This is a genomic window from Collinsella aerofaciens (assembly GCF_015554145.1).
Taxonomy (GTDB): Bacteria; Actinomycetota; Coriobacteriia; order Coriobacteriales; family Coriobacteriaceae; genus Collinsella; species Collinsella aerofaciens_AA.
This window is the reverse complement of sequence record NZ_JADNHZ010000004.1, coordinates 94,658-118,482: the sequence shown is the minus strand read 5'-3', so window position 1 is coordinate 118,482 and position 23,825 is coordinate 94,658. Positions and strand designations below refer to the sequence as shown.

20 protein-coding genes and 1 tRNA gene are annotated in these 23,825 nt (G+C 61.9%); 16 read left to right on the top strand and 5 right to left on the bottom strand.

Going from position 1 to position 23,825, the window contains the following annotated elements:
- Positions 1-30: 30 nt before the first annotated feature.
- Genes aroC through aroF form a run of 5 tightly spaced genes read right to left on the bottom strand, consistent with a single transcriptional unit; the run spans position 31 to position 5,529 of the window.
- The gene (gene aroC / locus I2E13_RS02825) at positions 31-1,128 is read right to left on the bottom strand and encodes a chorismate synthase (RefSeq protein ID WP_195404118.1); all 1,098 of its coding nucleotides are present in this window, start codon (positions 1,126-1,128) and stop codon (positions 31-33) included.
- 1 nt (position 1,129) lies between these two features.
- Complete coding sequence (gene aroA, locus I2E13_RS02820; protein ID WP_117757150.1) at positions 1,130-2,449, bottom strand: 3-phosphoshikimate 1-carboxyvinyltransferase; 1,320 nt, start codon at positions 2,447-2,449, stop codon at positions 1,130-1,132.
- The gene (gene aroB / locus I2E13_RS02815) at positions 2,443-3,549 is read right to left on the bottom strand and encodes a 3-dehydroquinate synthase (protein ID WP_195404117.1); all 1,107 of its coding nucleotides are present in this window, start codon (positions 3,547-3,549) and stop codon (positions 2,443-2,445) included. Before aroB ends, aroA begins: the two co-directional genes overlap by 7 nt.
- A gap of 36 nt (positions 3,550-3,585) precedes the next feature.
- On the bottom strand, positions 3,586-4,500 hold the full coding sequence (locus tag I2E13_RS02810; protein WP_195404116.1) for a prephenate dehydrogenase: 915 nt from the start codon (positions 4,498-4,500) through the stop codon (positions 3,586-3,588).
- Positions 4,501-4,503: 3 nt separating this feature from the next.
- Complete coding sequence (gene aroF, locus I2E13_RS02805) at positions 4,504-5,529, bottom strand: 3-deoxy-7-phosphoheptulonate synthase (RefSeq protein WP_195404115.1); 1,026 nt, start codon at positions 5,527-5,529, stop codon at positions 4,504-4,506.
- 204 nt (positions 5,530-5,733) lie between these two features.
- On the opposite strand from aroF, the gene I2E13_RS02800 reads away from it, so the two are divergent.
- The 16 genes from I2E13_RS02800 (at position 5,734) to obgE (ending at position 23,825) form a co-directional block, all read left to right on the top strand.
- Positions 5,734-5,810 (top strand) — tRNA-Arg (locus I2E13_RS02800).
- 76 nt (positions 5,811-5,886) lie between these two features.
- On the top strand, positions 5,887-8,610 hold the full coding sequence (locus tag I2E13_RS02795) for an HAD-IC family P-type ATPase (protein WP_195404114.1): 2,724 nt from the start codon (positions 5,887-5,889) through the stop codon (positions 8,608-8,610).
- A gap of 103 nt (positions 8,611-8,713) precedes the next feature.
- Positions 8,714-9,856 (top strand): double zinc ribbon domain-containing protein, encoded by a 1,143-nt coding sequence (locus I2E13_RS02790; RefSeq protein WP_195404113.1) that lies wholly within the window; start codon positions 8,714-8,716, stop codon positions 9,854-9,856.
- A gap of 107 nt (positions 9,857-9,963) precedes the next feature.
- A complete protein-coding gene (locus I2E13_RS02785) occupies positions 9,964-10,506 on the top strand; it encodes a peptidylprolyl isomerase (protein ID WP_195404112.1) in 543 nt (180 codons plus the stop codon).
- A gap of 11 nt (positions 10,507-10,517) precedes the next feature.
- The gene (locus tag I2E13_RS02780) at positions 10,518-11,822 is read left to right on the top strand and encodes a tetratricopeptide repeat protein (protein WP_055309859.1); all 1,305 of its coding nucleotides are present in this window, start codon (positions 10,518-10,520) and stop codon (positions 11,820-11,822) included.
- 127 nt (positions 11,823-11,949) lie between these two features.
- Positions 11,950-12,981, top strand: a complete 1,032-nt coding sequence (mreB, locus tag I2E13_RS02775; protein WP_006236061.1) for a rod shape-determining protein — start codon at positions 11,950-11,952, stop codon at positions 12,979-12,981.
- A 78-nt stretch (positions 12,982-13,059) separates the two neighbouring features.
- On the top strand, positions 13,060-14,001 hold the full coding sequence (mreC, locus tag I2E13_RS02770; RefSeq protein WP_195404127.1) for a rod shape-determining protein MreC: 942 nt from the start codon (positions 13,060-13,062) through the stop codon (positions 13,999-14,001).
- A gap of 11 nt (positions 14,002-14,012) precedes the next feature.
- Entirely contained in the window at positions 14,013-14,579 is a 567-nt protein-coding gene (locus I2E13_RS02765) for a rod shape-determining protein MreD (RefSeq protein ID WP_195404111.1), read from the top strand.
- Positions 14,580-14,592: 13 nt separating this feature from the next.
- Positions 14,593-16,662, top strand: a complete 2,070-nt coding sequence (mrdA, locus tag I2E13_RS02760; protein ID WP_195404110.1) for a penicillin-binding protein 2 — start codon at positions 14,593-14,595, stop codon at positions 16,660-16,662.
- Positions 16,663-16,671: 9 nt separating this feature from the next.
- Positions 16,672-17,898, top strand: coding sequence for an FtsW/RodA/SpoVE family cell cycle protein (locus tag I2E13_RS02755; protein WP_117816853.1), 1,227 nt, complete (start codon positions 16,672-16,674; stop codon positions 17,896-17,898).
- An 18-nt stretch (positions 17,899-17,916) separates the two neighbouring features.
- On the top strand, positions 17,917-18,846 hold the full coding sequence (locus I2E13_RS02750; protein WP_195404109.1) for a YcjF family protein: 930 nt from the start codon (positions 17,917-17,919) through the stop codon (positions 18,844-18,846).
- A gap of 10 nt (positions 18,847-18,856) precedes the next feature.
- Positions 18,857-20,734 carry a TIGR03960 family B12-binding radical SAM protein gene (locus I2E13_RS02745; protein WP_055249992.1) on the top strand — a complete coding sequence of 626 codons (1,878 nt, stop codon included), beginning with the start codon at positions 18,857-18,859 and terminating at the stop codon, positions 20,732-20,734.
- Complete coding sequence (locus tag I2E13_RS02740; RefSeq protein ID WP_195404108.1) at positions 20,731-21,543, top strand: TIGR03936 family radical SAM-associated protein; 813 nt, start codon at positions 20,731-20,733, stop codon at positions 21,541-21,543. Before I2E13_RS02745 ends, I2E13_RS02740 begins: the two co-directional genes overlap by 4 nt.
- Before the next feature lie 67 nt (positions 21,544-21,610).
- Complete coding sequence (rplU, locus tag I2E13_RS02735; RefSeq protein WP_035138585.1) at positions 21,611-21,985, top strand: 50S ribosomal protein L21; 375 nt, start codon at positions 21,611-21,613, stop codon at positions 21,983-21,985.
- A 33-nt stretch (positions 21,986-22,018) separates the two neighbouring features.
- The gene (rpmA, locus tag I2E13_RS02730) at positions 22,019-22,276 is read left to right on the top strand and encodes a 50S ribosomal protein L27 (protein WP_006236075.1); all 258 of its coding nucleotides are present in this window, start codon (positions 22,019-22,021) and stop codon (positions 22,274-22,276) included.
- A gap of 85 nt (positions 22,277-22,361) precedes the next feature.
- The gene (gene obgE / locus I2E13_RS02725; protein ID WP_195404107.1) at positions 22,362-23,825 is read left to right on the top strand and encodes a GTPase ObgE; all 1,464 of its coding nucleotides are present in this window, start codon (positions 22,362-22,364) and stop codon (positions 23,823-23,825) included.

Genomic DNA, 23,825 nt, shown 5'->3' with positions numbered 1-23,825 from the left:
TGAGTTGGCAGGCAACCCAGGTGAGTCGGGTTAGAGCTGGGCGGCGTCCTCGAGGAGAGCGTCCCAGATGGCGAGGGCGGCGGCTGCTTCGGCTACGGGGACGGCTCGGGGGACGATGCAGGGATCGTGGCGGCCGTGGACCGAGAGCTCGGCATTTTCCATAGCGTCCATGTCTACGGTCTGCTGCTCGCGGCCAATGGAGGGCGTCGGCTTTACGGCCATGCGCCACATGACGGGCGCGCCGGTCGAAATACCGCCCAGGATGCCGCCGGTGTTGTTGGACTCGACCTCGATCTCGCCGGTCTCGGCATCGATGCGATACGGATCATTGTTCTCGCTGCCGCGCATGGCGGCCACGGCAAAGCCCATGCCAAACTCCACGCCCTTTACGGCGGGAATGCCAAACGCGATTTGCGCGATGCGGTTCTCGATGCCGTCGAACATGGGGTCGCCGATGCCCGCGGGAAGTCCGTAGATGCCGCACTCCACGATGCCGCCGATGCTGTCAAGCTCGTCGCGCGCGGCTAGGATCTCCTCGCGCATGCGGCCGGCTGCGGCGGCGTCAATGCACGGCAGATCGTTCGTAAGGATCGCCTTGCGGTCGGCCTCGCGATAGACTATGTCGTCCATCGGCAGGTCGGAGATGCCGCCGATCTGCGCCACATGCGCCATCACTTTAATGCCGCGGGCCTCGAGTGCCTGCAGCGCAATGCCGCCGGCGATGCACAGGGGTGCCGTTAGGCGGCCGGAGAAGTGTCCGCCGCCGGCGACATCGTGCATGTTGTGATACTTCACGCGCGCAGGGAAGTCCGCATGTCCGGGACGGGGCTTGCGGCGCAGCTCGGAGTAATCCTTGGAGCGCGTGTTGGTGTTCTCGATAATCGCGGCGATGGGCGCGCCGGTGGTATGTCCATCGACAACACCGGCGATGATGTGCGCGGCGTCGGCCTCGCGGCGTTTGGTTGCGGTCTCGTCGCGACCGGGGGCGCGACGGTCGAGGAAGGCCTGCAGCTGCTCCTGGTCCACGGCGATGCCCGCCGGAATGCCATCGAGTGAGCAGCCGATGGCGGGGGAGTGCGACTGGCCGAAGATGCTTAAGTGCAAGACGTTGCCAAAGGTCGAGGACATGCTATTCCTCCTCGAGTGTGACCTTGCCGCCCAGCAGGCGGTAGTGGTCGAAGAAATCGGGATAGGACTTGTTGACGGCCTCGGCGCCGTGGATCACGACCTCGCCGGTGGCGCGGCTCGCGGCGATAGCGGCCATCATGGCGATGCGATGGTCGTTGTGCGAATCGACCTCGCCGCCGGTGAAGGCATCGACACCCTTGATGATGAGGTCATCGCCGGCAATGCGCACCTGCGCGCCCAGCGCGGTGAGCTCGCGGGTGGTGGTGACCAGACGGTCGGATTCCTTGATGCGCAGACGGGCGCAATCGCGAATAAAGGTGCGGCCCTGTGCCAGCGAGGCCACGGCCGAGATGACGGGCACCAGGTCCGGAATGTCGTGGGCACTCATCTCAAAGCCGGCGAGCTTGTCGGACTGCACGGTGGCGGCGTTGGTGGAGCGCACGATGCGGGCGCCAAAGCGCGAAAGCGCGGCAAGCACGTTACGGTCGCCCTGTGCGGAGCTCAGTGACACGCCCTCGACGGTGATTGGGTCGGTGCCGATGGCACCGGCGCACAGCCAAAAGGCGGCGTTGGACCAGTCGCCCTCGACGGCTACGCTGCCGGGCGTGCGGTACGAGCCGCTGCTCACGCGGAAGTTCGTGACCTCGGGCTGGCCGTCCTTGGCCGGAATGCGCTCGACGTTGACCTCGACGCCAAAGGCCTTCATGGCCTGTATCGTCAGGTTGATGTAGGGGCGGCTCTCGATGAGGCCGGTTACCTGCACGCAGGAGGGCTGGGCCAGCAGCGGGGCTGCCAGCAGCAGGCCCGAGATGTACTGCGAGCTCACGTTGCCCGGAAGCACAAAGGTGCCCGGGCGCATGCGGCCGCTCGTCTTGAGCGGAAAACCGCCCAGACCCTGTAGGTCGCAGCCGGCGGCGATGATCTCGTCCGAGAGCGGGGAGAGCGGGCGGGCGCCCAGGCGGCCCTGGCCTACGAAGGTGGCATCCGCACCCAGCGCGCAGGCGACAGGCAGCATAAAGCGCAGCGTGGAGCCACTTTCACCGCAGTCAAGCGTGCCGCCGGCAAGGGCCTTGAGCAGGCCAAACTCAACACTCTTCATGGTGGGGTGGACCTGGAAGCCGTCCTCTACGGTCTCGATGCGAGCACCCAGTGCCGTAAGGCAGCGCACCGTGGCCTCGATGTCGGCGCAGGTGGTGTTGCAGGTGACGTGCGTCTCGCCGTTGGCAAGCGCAGCGCAGATGATGAGGCGATGCGCCATCGACTTGGACGCGATGGCGGGAACGGTGCCCTTAAGCGGGGACGGGGTGATGCGGGCTAGCATGCGGATGCGTCTCCCTTCTGGCCGAGGCCCTCGGCAATGAGTTCGTGGAAAGTGGAAAGCGGCGTGCGGTCGATGCTGCAGCGGCCAATGCCGTGCGGAATCACAAGGTCGATAGTGTCGCCCGCGCGCTTCTTGTCGTGGAGCGCCTCGGCAAAGATGGCGTCGGCCGATAGCTCGCAGCGGGTCTTGAGGCCATGGCGGGCGCAGAGCTCCTCGATGCGACCGGGCAGCTCGGCGTCGCAAATGCCGTGCAGGGCCGCGGCACGCGTGATGATGCCCATGCCGATTGACACGCAGTTGCCGTGTCCCAGCTCAAAGTGCTCGCAGGCCTCGACGGCATGTCCGGCGCTGTGCCCAAAGTTGAGCAGCTTTCGCTGGTTGGTCTCGCGCTCGTCGGCAACGACCACGGCGCGCTTGATGTCGATATTGCGGGCGATGATGAGTGCTACGCGGGCCACATCGCGGTTGAGCAGCTCCAGCGTGAGCGGGGTCTTCTCCAGCTCGGCGAAAAGCTCCGGGTCGGCGATCACGGCGTGCTTGACGACCTCGCCGCAGCCGTCGGCGAACTGCTCGGGCGTGAGGGTGGCCAGGCACCCCACGTCGGCGATAACCACGCTCGGCTGCCAAAAGGCGCCGGCCAAGTTCTTGCCGGCAGCCAGGTCGATGGCGGTCTTGCCGCCCACCGACGAATCCACCATGGCGAGCAGGCTCGTCGGGATCTGCACAAACTTGCAGCCGCGCATGTAGGTCGCGGCCACAAAGCCCGCCACATCGCCCACGACGCCGCCCCCGAGTGCCACGATCACGTCGGAGCGCGAAAGCTCGTGCTCGGCCACAAACTCCAAAATGGCAACATAGGTTTCGGCGCGCTTATGGGCCTCGCCGGCCTCGAAGGTGCAGATGCTCACCTCGTAGCCTGACGCCTCCAGGCTCTGCTTAACGGGCATCTGGTAGAGCGGGCCTACGTTGGTGTCCGTCACGATGACGGCCTTGGTGCCGCCGGCAGTGGCGCGCACGAGCGGTCCCGCCTGCTCCAGCAAAAACGTGCCAACATGCACCTGGTAGGGGCGTGCGGTGTCGATATCGATGGTAATCGCCATAAGCTTCGGTCCTTTCGACCTGGCGTGATAGGTGGTCTAGTGGGAGGCCTCGTCGTCGAGTGCGCGCTTAATGCGGTCGCCCTCGGCAAGGAGATTCTCCAGATAGCGCTGGTCGCGGTTCTTGAGCGCACGGCTGTAGGCGCCAAGCGACTCGATCAGATGGTCGATCTCGAAGGCGAGCGCGTCGGCGTCGTCGATCATGAGCTCGGACCACATTTGCGGGTTGAGGTGCGCCACGCGGGTGAGATCGCGGTAGCTACCGGCCGAAAAGCCGTGGTGGACCTGGGCGGTGGGGCTTTTGACGTAGGCGTTGGATACCACGTGCGCAAGCTGGCTCGTGAAGGCGATGACGCGGTCGTGCTCGGCGGCGCTGGTCACGCTGAACTTGCCAAAGCCCAAGGGGCGCACCATCTCGCGCACCTGGCCCAAAAGCTCCAGCTTGAGCGCATCGTCTACCGCGGGCGGTACGAGCACCAGCGGGGCGCCCTGGAACAGGTCGGAGCGGGAATGCGCGTAGCCCGAGAACTGCGTGCCCGCCATGGGGTGCGCGCCCACAAAGTAAAAACCGTGCTCGCGGGCAAGCTTAAAGGCGCGCTCGCACACGATGTTCTTGACGCCCACGGTGTCGATCACCACGGGGCCCATGATGGCCTCGGTGTCGGTGGCGTCGGCGAGTGCCTGGGCGTGTGCCTCGAGCCACTCGATGCAGGCTTCGGGATAGCAGGCAAGGACGATGATGTCGCACTCGCCGAGCGTCTCGTCGTTGAGCTCGCCGGCAACGGTGCCCATGCTGGCGGCCGTCATCACGTCATCGTCGGGGTCCCAGGCCAGCACGCGAACGCCCGCCTGCGCATAGCCGCGGGCAAAGCTGCCGCCGATGAGGCCCAGGCCCACGATGCCGGCGCACTTGGGGCCACCCTGGTTAACGCGTGCGTTTCTCACCGTACCCATGGGCTACTCCTGAACGGGTTCTTGGCAGACGACCTCGCGGATGGCGCGGATGCGGCGCATGGTGTCGTCGAACTGGTCGGGCGTGAGGGCCTGGGCGCCGTCGGACCAAGCGTGGCTCGGGTCGTCGTGGACCTCGATCTCCAGGCCGTTGGCGCCGCAGGCGGTCGCCGCGAGCGCCATGGGCTCAACGTAGCGGGTGTAGCCGGTGGCGTGGCTGGGGTCGGCGACGACGGGCAGGTGCGACAGGTGGTGCAGCACCGGCACGGCGTTGAGGTCGAATGTGTTGCGGGTGCGGGTCTCGAAGGTGCGGATGCCGCGCTCGCACAGGATGACGTTGTCGTTGCCCTCGCTCATGATGTACTCGGCGGCCATGAGCAGCTCATCGATCGTGCCGGACATGCCGCGCTTAAGCAAGATCGGAGTCTTGGTCTTGCCGACCTCTTTGAGCAGAGGGAAGTTCTGGGCGTTGCGGGCGCCGATCTGCATGACGTCGATCTTCTTGTCCAGGAAGACCTGCACGTCGCGCGGGTCCATGATCTCGGTGACGATCGGCATGTCGAGCTCGGCAGACGCCTCGCACAGCAGGTCCAGACCGGCGGGGCCCATGCCCTGGTAGGCGTACGGGGAAGTGCGGGGCTTGTAGGCACCGCCGCGCAGCATCGTGGCACCGGCGGCCTTCACGCGGCGGGCGATGCGGATGAGGTTCTCGCCCTCGACGGAGCACGGGCCGGCGATGACCTGGAACTGATCGCCGCCGATCTTGACGCCGTGGCCGCAGTCGATGACGGAGTCCTCGGGGTGGAACTTGCGGTTGGCGCGCTTGAACGGCTCGGAGACGCGCTGCACGCGCTCGACGACGTCCATGGACTCGAGCAGGAACGGGTCGATCTTGGTCGTATCGCCCACCAGGCCGATGATCGTCTCGTTCTCGCCGCGCGAGACGTCGGTCTTCAGGCCCTTTTTTTCAATCCAGCTGACGATATGGCTGACGGCCTCGTCGCTGGCGCTCTGCTTTAAAATTGCAATCATGGTGTGCCTCTCACCTCGATGGATAACCCTTGTAAAAACGGCCCGCATCGCGAGCCGTGTATATATGGTGCATGAGAGTTTATACTATCTGATTCGCTTTTGCCTTCTAAAGTGGGCCGTTGCGCCGCGTCTTCCTCGGAATTGCAAAGCTTTTTCTTTTATTTTGATAGCCCGTGGCGCACTTGGGTATAATGCCTACCGTTCGCCCTATTAGCTCAGAGGATTAGAGCGTCTGCCTCCGGAGCAGAAGGCCGTTGGTTCGAATCCAACATGGGGCACCATCGAACGTGAGACCGTCCGAACCTCGCATGGTCCGGGCGGTTTTTCTTATACCGACGCGACGTGATGGGACGTGGTATGGCAGCAACGGATATCGAGCGCGGACTCTCGACCGCCGAGGTCGAGGAGCGCATCGCCGCCGGTAAGATCAACCGCAACATGGAGCTCAAGACCAAGTCGGTCAAAGAGCTCATCATTGAGAACCTCTGCACGTTGTTCAATTTGATCAACGTGATCTTGGCTTTCCTGGTCATTTTGACCGGTTCGTTTAAGAATCTGACGTTCCTGTTCGTGGTGTTCCTCAATACCGCTATTGGCGTCATTCAGTCCATGCGTTCCAAGAAGATGGTCGATAAGCTTACGCTGCTAACCTCCAAGAAGGCCATCGCGGTGCGCGACGGCGCTGAGGTGGAGCTCGACCTGGACCAGATCGTGCTCGACGACATTATCCGCTTGGGGCGCGGTGACCAGATTCCCGCCGACGCCGTGGTGGTTTCGGGCGAGGCACTCGTGAACGAGAGCCTGCTGACGGGCGAGAGCGACCTTATTAAGAAGCAGCCCGGCTCCGAGCTCATGAGCGGTAGCTTTATCGACTCAGGTCTGCTGCGCGCCCGCGTGATCCATGTCGGCGCCGACAACTACGTGGCCAAAATTAATAACGAGGCCAAGTACGTCAAAAAGGTCAATTCCGAGATCATGAACGCGCTGAACGCCATTGTGCGCTTTGCGAGCATCATCATGATCCCGCTCGGTTTGGCGTTGTTTGCCTCGAGTGTGAGCGAGCTGTGGGATGCCGCGGGAACCCCGGGCGATAGCGCGCTTTCCTGGTGCTTCTCCGAGCTGCTGGCCGGCCGCGTGCCTTCGTCGGCGCTGCTGTCCACGGTGGGCGCCCTGCTGGGCATGATTCCGCAGGGCCTGGTGCTGCTGACCTCGTCGGTGCTCGCCATCGCCACGGTGCGCCTGGCCCGCCGCAAGGTTCTGGCGCAGCAGCTCTACTGCATCGAGACGCTCGCTCGCGTCGACGTACTGTGCCTGGACAAGACGGGCACCATCACGTCGGGTCGCATGGAGGTCGAGGGTACCTATCCGCTGCCGGTTGAGGGCGTTGCCTTGGGCGTGGGGGAGAACGAGGCGGCTGTTCCCGTCGATACCACGGTGCTCGATTTTGCCCTTGCTAACGTCGCGCGTGCGACTTCGGCCGATGCCAACGAGACCTGCCAGGCGCTGCTCAACTATTACGCCGATCGCCCGGTCGAGGTGTCTGAGCCGCTGTCGGTCATTCCGTTCTCGTCGTCTAAAAAATGGAGTGGCGCTTCGTTTGCGCAGGGCTCCTACGTAATGGGCGCCGCGCAGTTTGTGCTCTCTGATCGTGTGTTTTCGCAGGTCGAGAACCGTGTCGCCGAGCTTGCCGATACCTGCCGCGTGCTCGTGGTGGCGCGCGTTGACGGCTTTACGCCCGATGGCGATATGGTGGGCGAGGCCGAGCCTGTGGGCTTTGTGACCATCCGCGACGAGATCCGTACCTCGGCGGCCGAGACCATCGGCTACTTTAACGAGCAGGGCGTGACGCTCAACGTGATCAGTGGCGACGACCCGCGTACGGTGTCGTCGATCGCGCGCGTGGTGGGCGTGCCGGGGGCGGACGCTTATGTGGACGCCACGACGCTCGATACGCCGGCCAAGCTCGATGCCGCAGTGGACCGCTACCATGTCTTTGGTCGTGTGACCCCGCAGCAGAAGCGCGAGCTCGTGCAGGCGCTCAAGCGCCGCGAGCACACCGTGGCCATGACAGGCGACGGCGTCAACGACGTGCTGGCGCTCAAGGAGGCCGACTGCTCCGTGGCCATGGCGGCCGGCTCCGATGCCGCGCGTAACGTGGCCGAGATCGTGCTCGTCGACAACGACTTTGCCTCGATGCCCGCCGTGGTGGCCGAGGGCCGTCGCTCCATCAACAACCTGCAGCGTTCGGCTTCGCTGTTCCTGACTAAGACGCTGTTCTCGATGGGCCTGGCGGCGCTGTGCATCGCGCTGCCGCCGTACCCTTTCGAGCCGATTCAGATGACGCTCATCAACTTCTTCTGCATCGGCGCGCCGGGCTTTGTGTTGGGCCTGGAGCCCAACAATGCTCGCGTGAAGGGGTCGTTCCTGACGAACGTGCTCAAGCGGGCACTGCCGGCGTCGATTGCGGTCATTTTGGCCGCGGCGCTCGATATCTTTGTGGCGCGCGTGTTTGGCTTTAGCCAGCTCACGCTGTCTACGATGTGCCTGCTTACGTCGTGCGCGGCGAGCGTCAGCCTGATCTGGCGCATCTCGCAGCCTCTCACGTCCTTACGTGTGGTGCTCTTCGTGTTTGTTGTCGCCGGCATCCTGGTGGGCGTTATCGGATTCCCGGAGCTGCTGTCTATTGCCAACCTGTCGATGGGCCAGATGGTAATCTTGGCTGTCATCGTGGTCTTTACCTGCTCGGTGTTCTTTAAGCTCGCCACGATGATGGATTCGCTCAAGCCGCGTCGTCGTCATGCCGCAACTGGTTTTGGCCGCGGTGTGCGCGTCCACCTGGGTCGCGGTGGCGGCAAGGTGAGCTCGACGGGTTCGACGGCCGAGCGTTTTGCCAAGCGCGTCGCCGCCGACATGGCGCAGCGCCGCGAAGATCGCACCGCTCGCGAGGCCGAGGCCCGCGCACTCGAGGGCGTGGCCCAGGCCCAGCCCAAGAAAAAGAAGGGTAGCGGAGCCAAGCGCTCTCGCGTAACCAAGTCCGCCCAAGGCATCAAAGTCTCGATGCCAAGCAAAAAGAAGAAGTAACTACGCACCCTGCCGATGTTGAATTGGTGCCTTGCTCCTGTGGGGCCGTGGCGATGTTATGCTCTAACCTCGATTGTTTGAATTGCTTCGAAAAGAGGATGCCGTGATCTGCCCGCATTGCCTTAAGACTATCGAGGACGGCGCCTCGTTCTGCCCCTACTGCAACGCCTACGTGGGTCCGGGCGATGGTCCGGAGCACACCGAGTTCGTGTTCTGTGAGGGCTGCGGTGCCCGTCTTTCTCCGCATGATCGTACGTGCCCCAAATGCGGACGCCCCGCTCCGGGTATCCTCTCCGAGGACGCGGCCGCATCCGACCTGGCAGCGGGCCGCACGGCGGGCTTTCCGCGCCTAACGCAAGAGCAGATCGATACCGAAGTGCCTCATGCGCCGACCTCTGCCGCTGCAGTGCTCTCAGACGCCGCCGACCCCAATGAGACCTGCGTGCTGCCGGCTTTCGATAAGGATTTCGGTATCCCCAAGGTCGATATTCCCATGCCCGTTTCCCTGCATGACGATGCTCAAAAACCCAAGCGCAAGGTGCACCCCGACGAGGACGCCTATCACAAGCACAAGCGTCATATTCCCAAGCCGCTTATTGTCATCGCGGTCCTCGCCGTCGTTTGCGGTGGTGCCTATTGGTTCGTGACGGCCGATCCCATGGGTGTCATGCCCGGCTTCTACGACCAGTTTGGCCAAGCTGCACAAACCACCTTCCCCACGCGCCAAAAGGGCGAGGCCACTGAGGACGATACCAAGCAGGACGATTCTGCCGAGGTGGTCCAGGAAGAAACCGTGCTCACCGATGATCAGCTCTATACCAGGCTCGACGGTCTGTATCAGACCATCGTGTCCTATGCTGACGAGGATCAGATCGGCGAGGTCATCGATTCCTTTAACAACGGCTATCTCCGAACGCCGCTGTCCACCCGTCAGGAGCTGTCGCAGAGTGCCTACGCCCTGCGTGACCAGATAAAAAAGACGCAAGATGAGCTTAACAACCTGAAAGTACAGGACGATACGGTCTATGCGGATGACATCGCCCACTTAAAGCAGCTTGCCGAGTGGATGTATGAGCGCGTCGACGTGATCTGCCAGAGCTGGGATATCTCGCTGGCCATTCCCGATGGCGAGTCGATGAGTTCCCACCAAAGCGAGATCCTGGCGCCCATCGCGCAGGGCGGCAACAGCGCGCTGAACCAGTACGATGCCAATGTGGGTTCCTGGAAGCCGCAGCAGCGTTCCTAAAATTAGTTCGCCATAGTCGGCATAACCTACGTGCGCAATTGATGTAAGCCCGTGCTTATTGCTACAATTCGTACAAATATGCTTTAAACGCACGAGGAAGGAACCACATGTTTGGTTTTAAGAAAGGGCTCTACACGCCCGAGTATCAGCTTGTCGGCGACGAGTGCGCCGTAATCGAGACGTCGAAGGGTACCATCAAGGTCAAGTTTGACGGCGAGGGCGCTCCCATTCATGTCGCGAACTTCTGCGAGCTTTCCACGATGGGCTTCTATGATGGCCTTAAGTTCCATCGCTATGTGCCCGGTTTTGTTATCCAGGGCGGGGACCCCAATACCCGCGACATGTCCGGCGCCGACGTCGCCGCCGGTCTTGAGGGCCCCGACGGCATGCCCGGTACCGGTGGCCCCGGCTACTGCATCAAGGGCGAGTTCGCCACCAATCCGCGCAACAGCCATGTCGATGGCGCCCTTGCCATGGCGCGCTCCATGGACCCCGATTCCGCGGGTTCGCAGTTCTACTTCTGCCTGGGCGCCCAGCATAACCTCGATTCCGGTTACACCGTCTTTGGTACCACGGTCGAGGGTCTCGATGTGATTTCGCAGCTGCGTGCCGGCGACGAGATCGTTCATGTCGAGATAGTTCACGAGTAAAGGGGACTTCCTTGAATAGCCAGCTGATCCAACAGGGCCGCGCCGCTTACCGCGCGGGTGATTTTTCTGCTGCAGCCCAGATGCTTGGGGCGGCAAAGACTCCCGATGAGATTATGGGCGAGGCCGATCACCTTCGTGGCAACGCCTTGATGCACCTGGGCATGTATGCCGAGGCCGCCGAGGCCTATGCCGCCGCCCTCAACGACGGCACCTACGGCAAGCGCGGCGCGCTGCTCACCAACCGCGGCAAGGCGCTCGCCGCCGTGGGCGACTACACGACGGCCGCTCAGGCTTTCTCTGCTGCTACGCAGGATGCTTCCTATGCCACGCCGTTCAAGGCCTATCTGGGTCTAGGCAATGCGCTGTTCCAATCGGGCGACTATGCCAACGCGGGAACCGCCTTCCGTCAGGCTGCTATCGACGGCGCCAATCCGGCTCCTGCCGCCGCGCTCGGCGAGCTCGGTCGTTGCTTCATTAAGCTCGGCCGTCCGGCGGATGCCGTGGAGACCTACCGCACGGCTATCGACTTTGCCGGCCCCCGCGACGACACGCGTGCGCTCAACGCCGGCATGGGTCAGGCGCTTTCTGCTGCCGGCCGTCCCTCCGACGCACTCGACGCCTTTAACGCCGCTACTGCCGATGGCATCTACCAGCTCACCTCCGAGCAGGCCGATGAGCTTGCCCGCGTGCACGATTCGCTTGCCGCGCTGTCTGCCCAGACGGCTATGGCCACGGCTCCGGCGCCCGCGATGGACGCTCCTGCCGTCGATCCGCTCGATCCTACGGGCGCGACCGGTCAGTTTATGCCCGATCCCTCGGACACCGGCTTCTTTACGCTGTCCGAGTCCGAGATGGTCCAGCAGGACCGTCAGGATCGTAAGCAGGCCAAGGTCCGTCGTCGCCATCGCCATACGGGTCTCAAAGTCTTCATCGTGCTGCTTCTGCTCATTTTGATCGCCGCGGGCGGTCTGGGCTTTGCCTACACGCGCGGCTTTGGCTTCCCGTCTCAGGAGTCTGTCGTTACCGATCTGTTCCAGGCTGCCGGTGACGGTGACACCGCAAAGGCCGAGTCTTGTCTGGCCTCGAGCCTGTCCGAGGACGCTAAGTCGATGATCATCTCCTCGATTCCGCAGGGTGCCACCGTGTCCGTCGAGGGCATGGATCAGTCCATGACCGAGACGACCGCTAAGGTGAAGGCATCGCTGTCCAAGGGCGGCGAGCAGGAGTACACCGTCAAATTCGTGCGCTCTGACAACCATATCGGCTGGGCCGTTTCTTCGCTTGATATGGATTTCTCGGCTGCTGACAACCAGTAGTGACCTTATGGGATTTAGCTTTGCCCGGCGCTTCACCGCAAGTGAGGCGCCGGGCTTGCGCTAGTATGATGAGCTAGTAGTTTTCCAGCAATCATCCAACACATCAGGAGTTGCGTTGTTTTCTTTGATGGATATGTTCTTCGGTAGCTATGCGGGCGATCTTGCCATCGACCTCGGCACCGCAAATACGCTTGTCTCCGTGCGCGGCAAGGGCATCGTCATTCGCGAGCCCTCCGTTGTCGCCATCGACAAGAACGACGAGCGCATCCTGGCGGTCGGTATCGAGGCAAAGCGCATGCTCGGCCGTACGCCCGGCAACATCGTGGCCGTTCGTCCCCTGAAGGACGGCGTCATCGCCGACTTCGATGTTACCGAGGCCATGCTTCGCTACTTTATCGACAAGGCGTCCGAGAAGCGCTATCCGTGGACTCCGCGTCCGCGTGTCGTCGTTTGCGTTCCCTCCGGTGTCACGTCGGTCGAGAAGCGCGCTGTCTTTGAGGCCACGATCCAGGCCGGTGCCCGCCAGGCCTATCTGATCGAAGAGCCTATGGCCGCCGCTATCGGCGCCGACCTGCCCGTTGAGGAACCTACCGGTTCCATGGTCATCGACATCGGTGGCGGTACCACCGAGGTTGCCGTTATCGCTATGGGCGGCATCGTCGTCTCGCAGTCCATTCGTATTGCCGGCGACGAGTTCGATCAGGCCATCCTCACGCACGTTCGTGATGCCTACAACCTGGCCATCGGCGAGCGTACGGCAGAGGACATCAAGATCAAGGTCGGTTCCGCCGTGCCGCTCAAGGACGAGCTCGACGTCGAGGTCAACGGCCGCGACGTGATCACCGGTCTGCCCAAGACCGTGCGCATCGAGAGCGAGGAGATTCGTCGCGCGCTCAACAAGCCGCTCGACGAGATGGCCAAGGCCGTCAAGGACGCACTCGACGCTACGCCTCCCGATCTTGCCTCGGACCTTATGTACTACGGCATTTTGCTGACCGGTGGCGGCGCGCTGCTGCGCGGTCTCGACGTGCGCCTGCGCGATGAGACCGGCGTTTCGGTCAACGTCAGCCCCACGGCGCTCGATAACGTTGTTAACGGCTGTGCCCGCGTGCTCGAGGCCAATGCGTTTGATGGCGGCTTCGTCCAGACCAATGCTTAATTTCCAAAAGGTGGATTCCATTTGGCACGATCTTCGGGTTTCTCCACAAATCTGAATACCAAGCGACAATCAACGGGTATGCGCCCGTTGATTGTTTTCAGCCTGATTTCGGTGTTGCTGCTCACGTTTTATATTCGTGAGGGCGAGACGGGGCCGATTCATGCCGTTCGTTCGGGCGTGACGACGATTACCTCGCCGGTGCGTTTTCTGGGCTCGGCTGTGGCGGCTCCCTTCAATGCGATCGGTAACGTGTTCTCTAACCTTACGGCGTCACAGGACACGCTTGACGAGCTTAAGAAGCAAAACGAGGAACTGACCTCTAAGGTCGCCGAGCTCTCCGAGGCTCAAAAGACCGCCGAGCGACTGGAGGGTCTGGTCGGTCTGCAGTCGACCTACAACCTCAAGTCCACTGCAGCTCGTATCGTCGGCGCTTCGGGCGATGCCTGGACCTCGACCGTTACCATCGATAAGGGTTCTGCCGACGGGCTTACCATCAACATGCCCGTGACGAGTTCTGCCGGTGTCATAGGCCAGATTATCGAGGTCTCGGCCAAGACGTCCACCGTGCGCCTGATTGGCGATGAGAACTCGGGCGTGTCCGCCATGGTGCAGGACACGCGCGCCCAGGGCATGCTGCAGGGTCAGGCTGACGGCACGCTGCGTCTTGAGTATGTGAGCGTCGATTCCGACGTTAAGGTTGGCGACATCATCGTGACCTCGGGCATTGGCGGTGTGTTCCCCAAGGGTCTACCGCTCGGCACCGTCTCGTCGGTTGAGAAATCGGCAAACGACGTGTACTACACCATTGTGGTGCGCGCCCAGACGACGGCCGAGAACAACGAGGAAGTGCTGGTCATCACCTCGCTGACCGACGAACAGTCGGCCTCGGATGAGGACGTGAGCACCGCTAACAGCACGCCGCAGGGAACGTCGCGCGATGCTGCGACCAAGACGAAGGACGAGAGCTCGGATGACAGTTCCGACACGTCCGAGACGACCGATTCCGGCTCGAGCGAATAGGGGGCATGTCCATGGATCTACACGAGCAGGGGATGAGCTCCCGCACGTTTGTTATCGCCGCCATCGTGTGCGTGCTGCTGCAGGCAGGCCTGGCACCGCAGATCTCTATTGCGGGCGGTCGCGTCAACTTTATGATTATCCTGGTGTGCCTAAGCGTGTTCTCGGGCGACCCGAACCGTGCCGTCGTGTGCGGTTTTTGCAGTGGCTTGTTCTATGACCTTTCCGCTGCCGTGCCGGTGGGCGTTATGTCGCTCCTGCTGACCTTGGGTTCTTTTACCCTGGTGCACAGCGCTGCCGGTCAGACGGGCGGTACCCCGAGTGCGCGCGGCATCACGGTGGGCGCCTTCGCGCTCGTCATAAATGTGATCTACAGCATCATCTTGCTGTTTATGGGTTTGGAGACGAGCTTTGCCGTCGCGATCTTCGGCCATGCGCTGCCGTCTTCGATCCTGACGGGTCTGGTTGCCATTCCGTTTTTGATGTCCGGCGTCGTGCCGCAGTCCGGTTATGGATTCTCCGCACGTGGCGGACGCCAGACGGGCATGCGCTTTAAGCCCAAGACCCGTAAGCTCAAATAGGGGAGGCCCGTAGATGTCTTCCCAGATGACGGTTATTATCGCCGGTATCGTGCTGGTTGTGGCTATCGTGGTCGCGCTGGTCATCATGCGTCGCGGCGATTCCCGTTTTACCTACGATACGCAGCATGGAACGGCCCCGCGCGCCACCGAGGGCGAGGGCAATACCGCGGCGACCGCCTTTAAGGGCCGCTTTTCCATCCTCACCACGGGTGTGGGCGCGATGTTCGCGGCGCTTGCCGTCAAGCTGTGGGGCATGCAGATGGTCTCGTCGGACTATTACGAGAAGCAGGCTAATAGCAATCAGACGCGCACCGTTACCACACCCGCTGTGCGCGGCCGCATCCTCGACCGCAATGGCGTGGCGCTTGTCCAGAACCGTCCCTCACTTGCTGTCGTGGCCTACCGCGACCTTGCCGAGGATGAGGTTCTGGTTCGCCATCTTGCCAACGTGCTCGGTATGCCCTACGTGGCGGTGCTGCGCAATATTCAGGACAATTCCGAGGGCGCTCAGAGCCTGCATACCATCGCGACGGACGTCCGTCGCTCCACGGTTGCCTATATTCAGGAGCACGCCGGCGAGTTCCCGGGCGTCAAGATTGCCGAGCGTACCGAGCGCCAGTATCCATATGGCGAGACGGCATGCCATATCTTGGGCTATACCGGCACCATTACCTCCGAGCAGCTCGAGGCCCAGAATAAGAAAACCTCTGGTGATGATGATGCTTCTGCTGGCCGGATTACGTACCAGTCGGGCGATATCGTGGGCCAGGCGGGTGTTGAGAGCTACTACGAAAACCTGCTGCAGGGTATTCGTGGCGAGCAGACCGTCAAGGTCGATGCCTCGGGCAATGTGACCGGTCAGGCCGGCGCCGTGCCCGCCAAGGCCGGCTCCGACATTAAGCTCACGCTTGACCTTAAGATCCAACAGGCCTGTGAGACGGCGCTGGCGAGCGCCATCGAGCTTGCCAAGACCACTGGCTACAGCAATGCCGGCAACGGCGCTGTGGTGTGTCTCGATCCCAACAATGGCGAGATCCTGGGCATGGCGAGCGAGCCCAAGTTCGATCCGTCCGTCTTTATCGGCGGCGTCTCAAATGACGTGTGGACCGAGCTCAATGATGACAAGGGTTCGCACCCGCTGCTCAACCGCGCCATTAGCGGACAGTACATGTCGGCCTCGACCATCAAGCCGCTTTCGGCACTGGCCGGTCTTGAGTTTGGAACCTACACTTCAACACAGACAACCAACTGCACGGGCTATTGGACGGGCTTGGGCAAGGCTTGGGGCAAGCGCTGCTGGTTGACGTCTGGCCACGGCACCATGACGCTGCAGTCGGGTATCGCCAACTCGTGCGACCCCGTCTTCTACGACATGGGCAAGGCGTTCTTTTATGACGAGCAACATTCCGAGGGGCTGCAGGAGGTCTTTCGTCGCTGGGGCCTAGGCAAGACCTGCGGTATCGATCTGCCGAGTGAGGGCGCGGGCCGTATTCCCGATGCCGAGTGGAAGGAGTCGTACTTTACCGACGCCTCTGCCGAAGACCGCAAGTGGAATGCCGGCGATATGACCAACATCGCCATCGGCCAGGGCGACATTTTGGTGACGCCTCTGCAGATGGCATGCGCCTACATGGGCCTTGCCAACGGCGGTAAGCAGTACGTGCCTCACGTGTTTTTGTCTGCCGTGTCGCGCGATGGCGACGGCGATGCCTATAAGTACAACGGCAAGGGCAAGAAGAAGCGCCTGGAGGCCAAGATCAACAGCGATTCGGATTTGGCTCTTGTTCGCAACGGCATGCACGACGTGATTTACACGGCATCGACGTCCTTGGCGGCTCACTTTGGCACCCTGACGCCGCAGGTATACGGCAAGTCGGGCACGGGCGAGAAAAGCGGCGAGGACGAATACGCGTGGTTTTGCGCCTATGCGCCGGCCGATGATCCCAAGTATGTCATCGCTACTGTCCTGGAGCAGGGCGGCGGTGGCTCAGATACCGCGATGCATGTCGCGCGCGATGTGCTCGGCGTGATTTATGACGAGCCCGATACCTCTTCGGCCTCGGGCGATTCTTCGGTTCGATAGGAGGTTGCGATGGATTTTTCTCCGGCGGATCTGTTCCGTTCAACCAAGACCGGCTCTCGCAGCAGCCTGGACCGTGTCAACAAGCAACTTTCGGCCTCGCGCGGCACGTTTCGCCAAAAGGTGCATATAGGTGTGCTTTTGGCTACAGTGGCGCTCGTCGCCTACGGTGCCATCATTATCTGGTCGGCTTCCCAGTTTAAGGCCGATGCTTCGTTCTCACGCCATCTGCTGGGAATTGGTATCGGGGCGATGCTGGCGGTGCTGGTCTGGCGTACCGACCTGCGCGGTATTTCCAATTTCTCGACGGCGTTGCTCGTCATCGACCTGATCGTGATCTTCTCGCCCAAGATTCCGGGTCTGTCCTATACGGGCGGTCTGGGCATGACGGGCTGGATCAAGATTCCCGGTATCGGCTTGACATTCCAGCCGGTTGAGCTTGCCAAGCTCATCACCATCTTCTTTATCGCCACGCTTGGCTCGCAGTATAACGGCCGCATCGATACCGTTCGCGACTACGTCAAGCTCTGCGGCATGCTGTCCATCCCGTTTTTGGCCGTCGTCGCCATGGGCGACCTGGGCTCGGGCCTGGTCGTGCTGGTCTCGGGCGCCATCGTCATCTGCATGAGCGGTGCACGTCGCGAATGGGTGCTGTCGACCCTAGCCCTGCTCGTGGGCCTGGTGGCCCTCGTCCTGGCGCTCGATTCGGTCTTTGATTCGTTGCTCGGCCACGATGTGCTCATCAAGCAGTATCAGATGAACCGTCTGACGGTCTTTATCGACCCCGATAATGCCGATTCGGACGATGCCTACAACCTGCAGCAGTCGCTTATCGCCGTTGGCTCGGGCGGCTTCTTTGGTAAGGGCTTGGGCCATGCGACGCAGTCGGCCGGCGGCTTTCTGCCTGAGTTCCACACCGACTTCGTCTTCGCCTTCCTGTCCGAGACCTTTGGCTTTTGCGGTTCCTTTTTGCTCCTGTGCCTCTACGTGCTGCTGATCTTTTCGACGATTCGCGTCGCCTTTAAGTGTGAGTCGCTGTTCTTGCGTCTTTCGTGTGTGGGCATCGTTGGCATGTGGGCGTTCCAGACCTTCGAAAACATCGGCATGTGCATCGGCATGATGCCGATTACCGGTATTCCGCTACCGTTTATTAGCTTCGGTTCGTCTTCGATGATGATTCAGCTGCTGACGGTGGGTATCGTACAATCCATATGGCGGCATCGTTCTGGCGCCGCGTAACCGCTGGAGGGGTTTGCTATGAAAATTCCCGTAGATAAGCTGACCCGCGCTTTTAAGATGGGCGCGTCCGTTAAGAAGGATTCCGATGCGCCGGTGCGCGTCTCGGTCTATCTGGATTCGTCCGCCTCGCGCTTTCTTGCTGAGACGGTGCGTGACGCCTTTGTGCCGCAGACGACCTCGGGCATTGTGCGCGTCGAGCGTCTGGGGGAGGAGCGAATTGCTCCAAAGACCGATACCGATGTGGTACTGGTGCTCTCGTGTGGTTCCGACCGCCTGGAGAGTGCCGTGCAGGAGCTCGTGATCGCCGGCGCGCCCGTGTGCGTGCTTGCCGAGTCCGCTGTGGAGGTGCCGTTTATCGAGGAGTCCACGCCCATGCTCGGCGTGGTGGCGGCAACCGATAAGACGTATCTGCTCGAGACGCTTGCCCGCTGGATTCTCGATCGCACCGAAAAGGAAACGGCTTTTGCGGCGAACTTTGCCTTCATGCGCATCGCGGCGGCCAATCGTATCATCACCTCGTGCGCGCTCACCAATATGGCGACCGGTGCGCTGGTGTTTTTGCCGGGCGCCGATTATCCCGTTATGGCGCTGGCGCAGGTGGGCATGCTCTTTGAGCTCGCTGCCGTCTTTGGACGCGGCATTAAGCCTGAGCGCGGCTACGAGGTCGCTGGCGTGCTTGCCGGCGGTCTTGTGATCCGCGCGGTCACCCGCGCGCTCGTCAAGCAGACGCCGCATATTGGGTTTGCCGTTAAGGCGCTCACTGCTGCTGCGGGCACCTATGGCATGGGCCGTGCGCTCGTTTCGCTCTACGAGCGCGATGTCGACTACAGTCGTGCCAACGAGGTGGTTACTGCCACGTTCTCCCGCGTTCGCGATCTGGTGACCACGGTCGCGGGCGCTACCCGTCCTATGGCGTCCTACCAAGACGCATCAGATCTCGCTGCTTAGGGGTTTTCCGTTGCGCGTTCCGTACCAAGATTGTTTTCATTTAATTGAGCCGTTGCTCGCCAAGGTCGAGAAGCCGAGCCGCTATATCGATCACGAGTGGGGCACGCTTTCCAAGGCCGATGCCGACTACCGTTGCTGCCTGATCTATCCGGATGTGTACGAGGTTGGTCTGCCCAACCAGGGCATCGCCATCCTCTACAACATTCTTAACCAGGCCGAGGGCATCTCCTGCGAGCGTGGCTATGTGCCGTGGCCTGATATGGGTGACGCCATGCGCGAGGCGGGCATTCCGCTGCTCTCGCTCGAGGGTGCAGCGCCGGTCGCTTCGTTTGATATCGTCGGCCTGCATGTGCCGCACGAGATGGCGGTGACGAACTTCCTCGAGGCACTCGACCTCGCTGGCATTCCGCTGTTAGCGGCCGACCGAGGTGAAGACGACCCCATCATCATCGCCGGCGGCCCCTCGGTGTACAACCCCGAGCCGTACGCGGCCTTCTTCGATGCCATCCTCATCGGTGAGGGCGAGGAATCGCTGCTCGAGACCTGCCAGCTGCATCGCCGCCTGCGTGACGAAGGGGTCCCGCGCGCGCAGATTGTCGAGCAGCTTGCATCCATTGCCGGCAACTACGTGCCGTCGCTCTATGAGGTTCGTCACGACGAGCCCTGCTCGCCGCATGGCTACACCGTGCCGCGTGAGGGCAAGGATGCGCCGACCGTGGTCTACAAGCGCGTCGTCGAGGATTTCGGTGCCACGAATCCGCTGTCGCAGTCGTGCGTGCCCTATGCGCAGCTGGTCCACGACCGCCTGTCTATCGAGATCCTGCGCGGCTGCGCCCGCGGCTGTCGTTTTTGCCAGGCCGGCATGACCTATCGCCCGGTGCGCGAGCGCTCGGCCGACCAGATCGTCTCGTCGGTGATTCAGGGTCTGGAAAAGACCGGCTATGACGAGGTGTCGCTGACCTCGCTCTCCACGACCGACCACTCCTGCATTCGTGACGTGCTCGGCAGGCTCAACCGTCGCCTGGAGGATACGGGTATTCGCGTGTCTATTCCGTCGCAGCGCCTGGATTCATTTGGCGTGGATATGGCCGAGTCGGTCGCCGGCGAAAAGAAGGGCGGCCTGACTTTCGCACCCGAGGCCGGCAGCCAGCGCATGCGCGACATCATTAACAAGAACGTGACCGAGGAGGACCTGGACCGTGCGGCCAAGGCGGCCTTCGAGGCCGGCTGGAACCGCATGAAGCTCTACTTTATGATGGGCCTTCCCGGCGAGCGCGACGAGGACATCGTGGCCATCGCCAATCTGGCCGATCACGTGCTGGAGCTCGGTCGTTCCGTGGTGCCCAAGGCTCGTCGCGGCTCGATCTCGGTGTCCATCTCGGTTTCGGTCTTTATCCCCAAGGCTGCCACGCCGTTCCAGTGGTGCCCGCAGCTCGACTACGACGACGTCAAGCGTCGCCAGAAGCTGCTTATCACGAGCGTTCGCAACCGTGCCGTCCGCGTGCATTACCACGATGCCGAGACCTCGCTCATCGAGGCCGCTCTGTCCCGCGCCGGTCGTGACATGACGCCCGTCATCATCGATGCTTGGCGCGCGGGCTCTCGCTTTGACGCCTGGGTAGAGCATTTCTCGCTCGATAACTGGAAGGAGGCTGCTGCCAAAAACGGCATCGACCTCAATGAGCTCGTGCACCTGCCCTACGAGTTGGACTGGCGCCTGCCGTGGGAGCACGTGAGCCCCGGCTGCACGCGTGGCTTCCTCGAACGCGAGTACCGTCGCTCGCTCGAGGGCGTTACGACTCCCGACTGCACCCGCACGTCGTGCACCGGCTGCGGAATCTGCCCCACGCTCCACGCCAAGAATGTATTGATGGGTGATCGCGCATGAGTGAGCGCCTGACCGACAACCCCACGCTCTTTAGACTTCGTGTTCGCTATGGCAAGCGCGATCGCCTTAAGTACCTGGGCCATCTCGAAGTGATCCATACCATTGAGCGCATCGTGCGCCGTGCGGGACTTCCCTATGCCGTCACGCAGGGCTTCTCTCCGCACATGCGCGTGGGCTTCTCTTCGGCGCTGCCGGTTGGTACGTCGTCGACCTGCGAGTGGTATGACCTGTTTATGACCGAGTTCGTGGCGCTCGACGAGGCGTTTGAGCGCCTGTCTGTGGCGTCTCCGGCCGATCTGGCACCTATCGAGGCAGCGTACATCGACGTGCGCACGCCGGCGTTGACGGCGCAGCTCACGCGCTTGTCGTATCGCATCGACCTGCACTTGGATCCCGAGGCGCCCGTAAGCGCCGATGAGGTGCGTCGTGCGATCGACACGCTGCGCGCGGACCATGGCATCGACTACGCGCGCGGCAAAAAGAGCAAGCGCTTGGATTTGGATCACACGCTCGTGGGCTATGAGCTCACGGCGGGGGAGCGCCCGGACCATTTGGTGCTCATGCTCGACACCCATGCCGATAACGAGGGCTCCATGCGTCCGGAAATTTTGCTTTCTGCAGCTGATGTTTTGTTGCAGGGCTTGACCCCGGGCGTGGATGCACCTATTGTTTCCACCGGTATGCAAGACCTCGTGACCATCTGCTCCTACGATGTCGAGCGTCAGAATCAAGCATGCGAGGACGACGAGGGCCGACTCGTCAGCCCCATACCTGTACGAACTTGTGGATTTGCTCCACATACTCGTTGACGGGGGTATTTTCGCCTGCTACTATATTCGGCTGTTGCACTAACTGATGCATGAAGGGCAAGTAAACATGTACGCAATCGTTAACACGGGCGGCAAGCAGTACAAGGTCGCCACCGACGATGTCATCACCGTCGAGAAGATCGAGGGCAATGAGGGCGACAAGGTCACCCTGCCGGTTATCTTCCTCAACGATGGTAAGAAGATCGTCACCGATCCCGACAAGCTGGCCAAGGCCAAGGTTACCGCTCAGATCGTTGAGCAGTTCAAGGGCGAGAAGCAGCTGGTCTTCAAGTTCCACAAGCGTAAGCGCTATCGTCGTCTGAAGGGTCACCGTCAGCAGCTCACCAAGCTGAAGATCGTGAAGGTCCAGGCTACGTCCCGCGCCAAGAAGGCTGTCAAGGCAGAGGCCGAGGCTGTTGCCGAGGCTCCCGTCGCCGAGTAGATTACACTCGTAACGAAAGAGTAGGTATACACAATGGCACACAAAAAAGGACTCGGTTCCTCCCGTAATGGCCGTGACTCCCGCGGTCAGCGCCTTGGCACGAAGCGCTATGCCGGCCAGACGGTAACCACGGGCACGATTCTCGTCCGTCAGCACGGCACTCACATCCACCCGGGTGAGAACGTTGGCCGTGGCAAGGACGACACGCTGTTCGCGCTGGTCGACGGTACCGTTGAGTTCCACAAGGGTATCAAGCACAGGGTCAGCGTACGCCCGCTCGCGAACGCGTAATTCACCCTTCATAGAGCACATATGTGGGAGGCACTTGAGTTTTAGGATTCAAGGGTCTCCCTCTTTTTTGTAGGAGGCGATTCTGTTGTCACAGTTCACCGATATCAGCCGCATTAACGTGTGCGGCGGCGACGGCGGAGCCGGATGCATGTCGTTTAGGCGCGAGGCATTTGTTCCCAAGGGCGGCCCCGATGGCGGCGACGGCGGTCGTGGCGGCAACGTCGTCATCCAGGCCGACGCTCAGCTTTCCTCGCTGATTGATTACCGCTTCAAGCATCATTTTCGTGCTGAGCGCGGAACGCATGGCCAGGGTGCCCGCCGCAATGGTAAGAGCGGCGAGGACCTGATTCTCAAGGTCCCTATGGGCACCGTGGTGCGCGAGCTCGACCCCGAGACGCAGACACCGATGTTTGAGATTGCCGACCTGGTACACGACGGCGAGCGCGTTGTCGTGGCGCCCGGTGGCGCCGGCGGTCTGGGCAATACCCACTTTGTGACGTCGGTGCGTCGCGCGCCCGCGTTCGCTCAGCTGGGCGAACCGGCCGAGGAGCACTGGATTGAGCTCGAGATGAAGCTTATGGCCGATGCCGCGCTCGTGGGCTTTCCCTCGGTGGGTAAGTCTTCGCTCATCGCGCGCATGAGTGCCGCCCGTCCCAAGATCGCCGACTATCCGTTTACCACGCTCGTGCCGAACCTCGGCATGGTGCGTGCCGGTGAGTATTCTTACGTCGTTGCCGACGTTCCTGGTTTGATCGAGGGCGCGAGCGAGGGCAAGGGCCTGGGCCACCAGTTCCTGCGCCACATTGAGCGTACGGCCCTGATCATGCATGTCGTCGACATGACGGGCGGTTTTGAGGATCGCGACCCGGTTGAGGATTACCGCATCATCAACCGTGAGCTCGAGCAGTATGGCGCAGAGCTCTCGGAGCGCCCGCAAATCGTTGTCGCCAACAAGTGCGATGCGCCGGGCACGGCCGACAAGATTGCCGACCTCAAGCGCGCCGCGCTCGACGATGGACATATGTTCTTTGCCGTGTCCGCCGTGACGGGCGCCGGGCTCAATACGCTGATGCTTGCCGTGGGCGAGCAGGTGGCTAAGCTTCGCGCCGAGCTGGCGGTTTCCGATGAGCCGGTCGATCTTCGCGACGAGGAGTGGGAGCGCCGCCGTCTGCAGCGCGAGAAGCGGTTCCGCATTGTCCAGGAGGAGCCCGGTGCCTTCCGTGTGGTTGGTCGTGCCATCGAGCGCATGGTCATCCAGACCGACTGGGAAAACGAGGAAGCCGTCATTTACCTGCAGCATAAGTTTGCGCGTATGGGTGTTGACGACGCGCTCGAGAAGGCCGGTTGCCGTGCGGGCGACGAGGTCCGCATTTGCCAGCGTGCCTTTGACTTTGAGGGCGCTGAGGACTTCTCGGAGTACGAGGAGCTCGAGGACGCTGGCGTTGAGGTTATTGACGTAGCGGCCGAGGACGCAGACGTGGTTGATGCCATTGAAGGCTCCGAAGGCACTACCGAAGTCGACGTTGTTGAGACCCCGGAGGGCGAGTAA

Bases quoted from the DNA above. Each gene is read 5' to 3' on its own strand.
- I2E13_RS02750 (WP_195404109.1), top strand. From the start codon at position 17,917: ATGAAAATTCCCGTAGATAAGCTGACCCGCGCTTTTAAGATGGGCGCG.
- mrdA (WP_195404110.1), top strand. From the start codon at position 14,593: ATGTCTTCCCAGATGACGGTTATTATCGCCGGTATCGTGCTGGTTGTG.
- I2E13_RS02810 (WP_195404116.1), bottom strand. From the start codon at position 4,500: ATGGGTACGGTGAGAAACGCACGCGTTAACCAGGGTGGCCCCAAGTGC.
- I2E13_RS02755 (WP_117816853.1), top strand. From the start codon at position 16,672: ATGGATTTTTCTCCGGCGGATCTGTTCCGTTCAACCAAGACCGGCTCT.
- I2E13_RS02795 (WP_195404114.1), top strand. From the start codon at position 5,887: ATGGCAGCAACGGATATCGAGCGCGGACTCTCGACCGCCGAGGTCGAG.
- mreC (WP_195404127.1), top strand. From the start codon at position 13,060: ATGCGCCCGTTGATTGTTTTCAGCCTGATTTCGGTGTTGCTGCTCACG.
- I2E13_RS02765 (WP_195404111.1), top strand. From the start codon at position 14,013: ATGGATCTACACGAGCAGGGGATGAGCTCCCGCACGTTTGTTATCGCC.
- mreB (WP_006236061.1), top strand. From the start codon at position 11,950: ATGGATATGTTCTTCGGTAGCTATGCGGGCGATCTTGCCATCGACCTC.
- I2E13_RS02785 (WP_195404112.1), top strand. From the start codon at position 9,964: ATGTTTGGTTTTAAGAAAGGGCTCTACACGCCCGAGTATCAGCTTGTC.
- aroA (WP_117757150.1), bottom strand. From the start codon at position 2,449: ATGCTAGCCCGCATCACCCCGTCCCCGCTTAAGGGCACCGTTCCCGCC.
- I2E13_RS02740 (WP_195404108.1), top strand. From the start codon at position 20,731: ATGAGTGAGCGCCTGACCGACAACCCCACGCTCTTTAGACTTCGTGTT.
- aroF (WP_195404115.1), bottom strand. From the start codon at position 5,529: ATGATTGCAATTTTAAAGCAGAGCGCCAGCGACGAGGCCGTCAGCCAT.
- aroC (WP_195404118.1), bottom strand. From the start codon at position 1,128: ATGTCCTCGACCTTTGGCAACGTCTTGCACTTAAGCATCTTCGGCCAG.
- rpmA (WP_006236075.1), top strand. From the start codon at position 22,019: ATGGCACACAAAAAAGGACTCGGTTCCTCCCGTAATGGCCGTGACTCC.
- aroB (WP_195404117.1), bottom strand. From the start codon at position 3,549: ATGGCGATTACCATCGATATCGACACCGCACGCCCCTACCAGGTGCAT.
- rplU (WP_035138585.1), top strand. From the start codon at position 21,611: ATGTACGCAATCGTTAACACGGGCGGCAAGCAGTACAAGGTCGCCACC.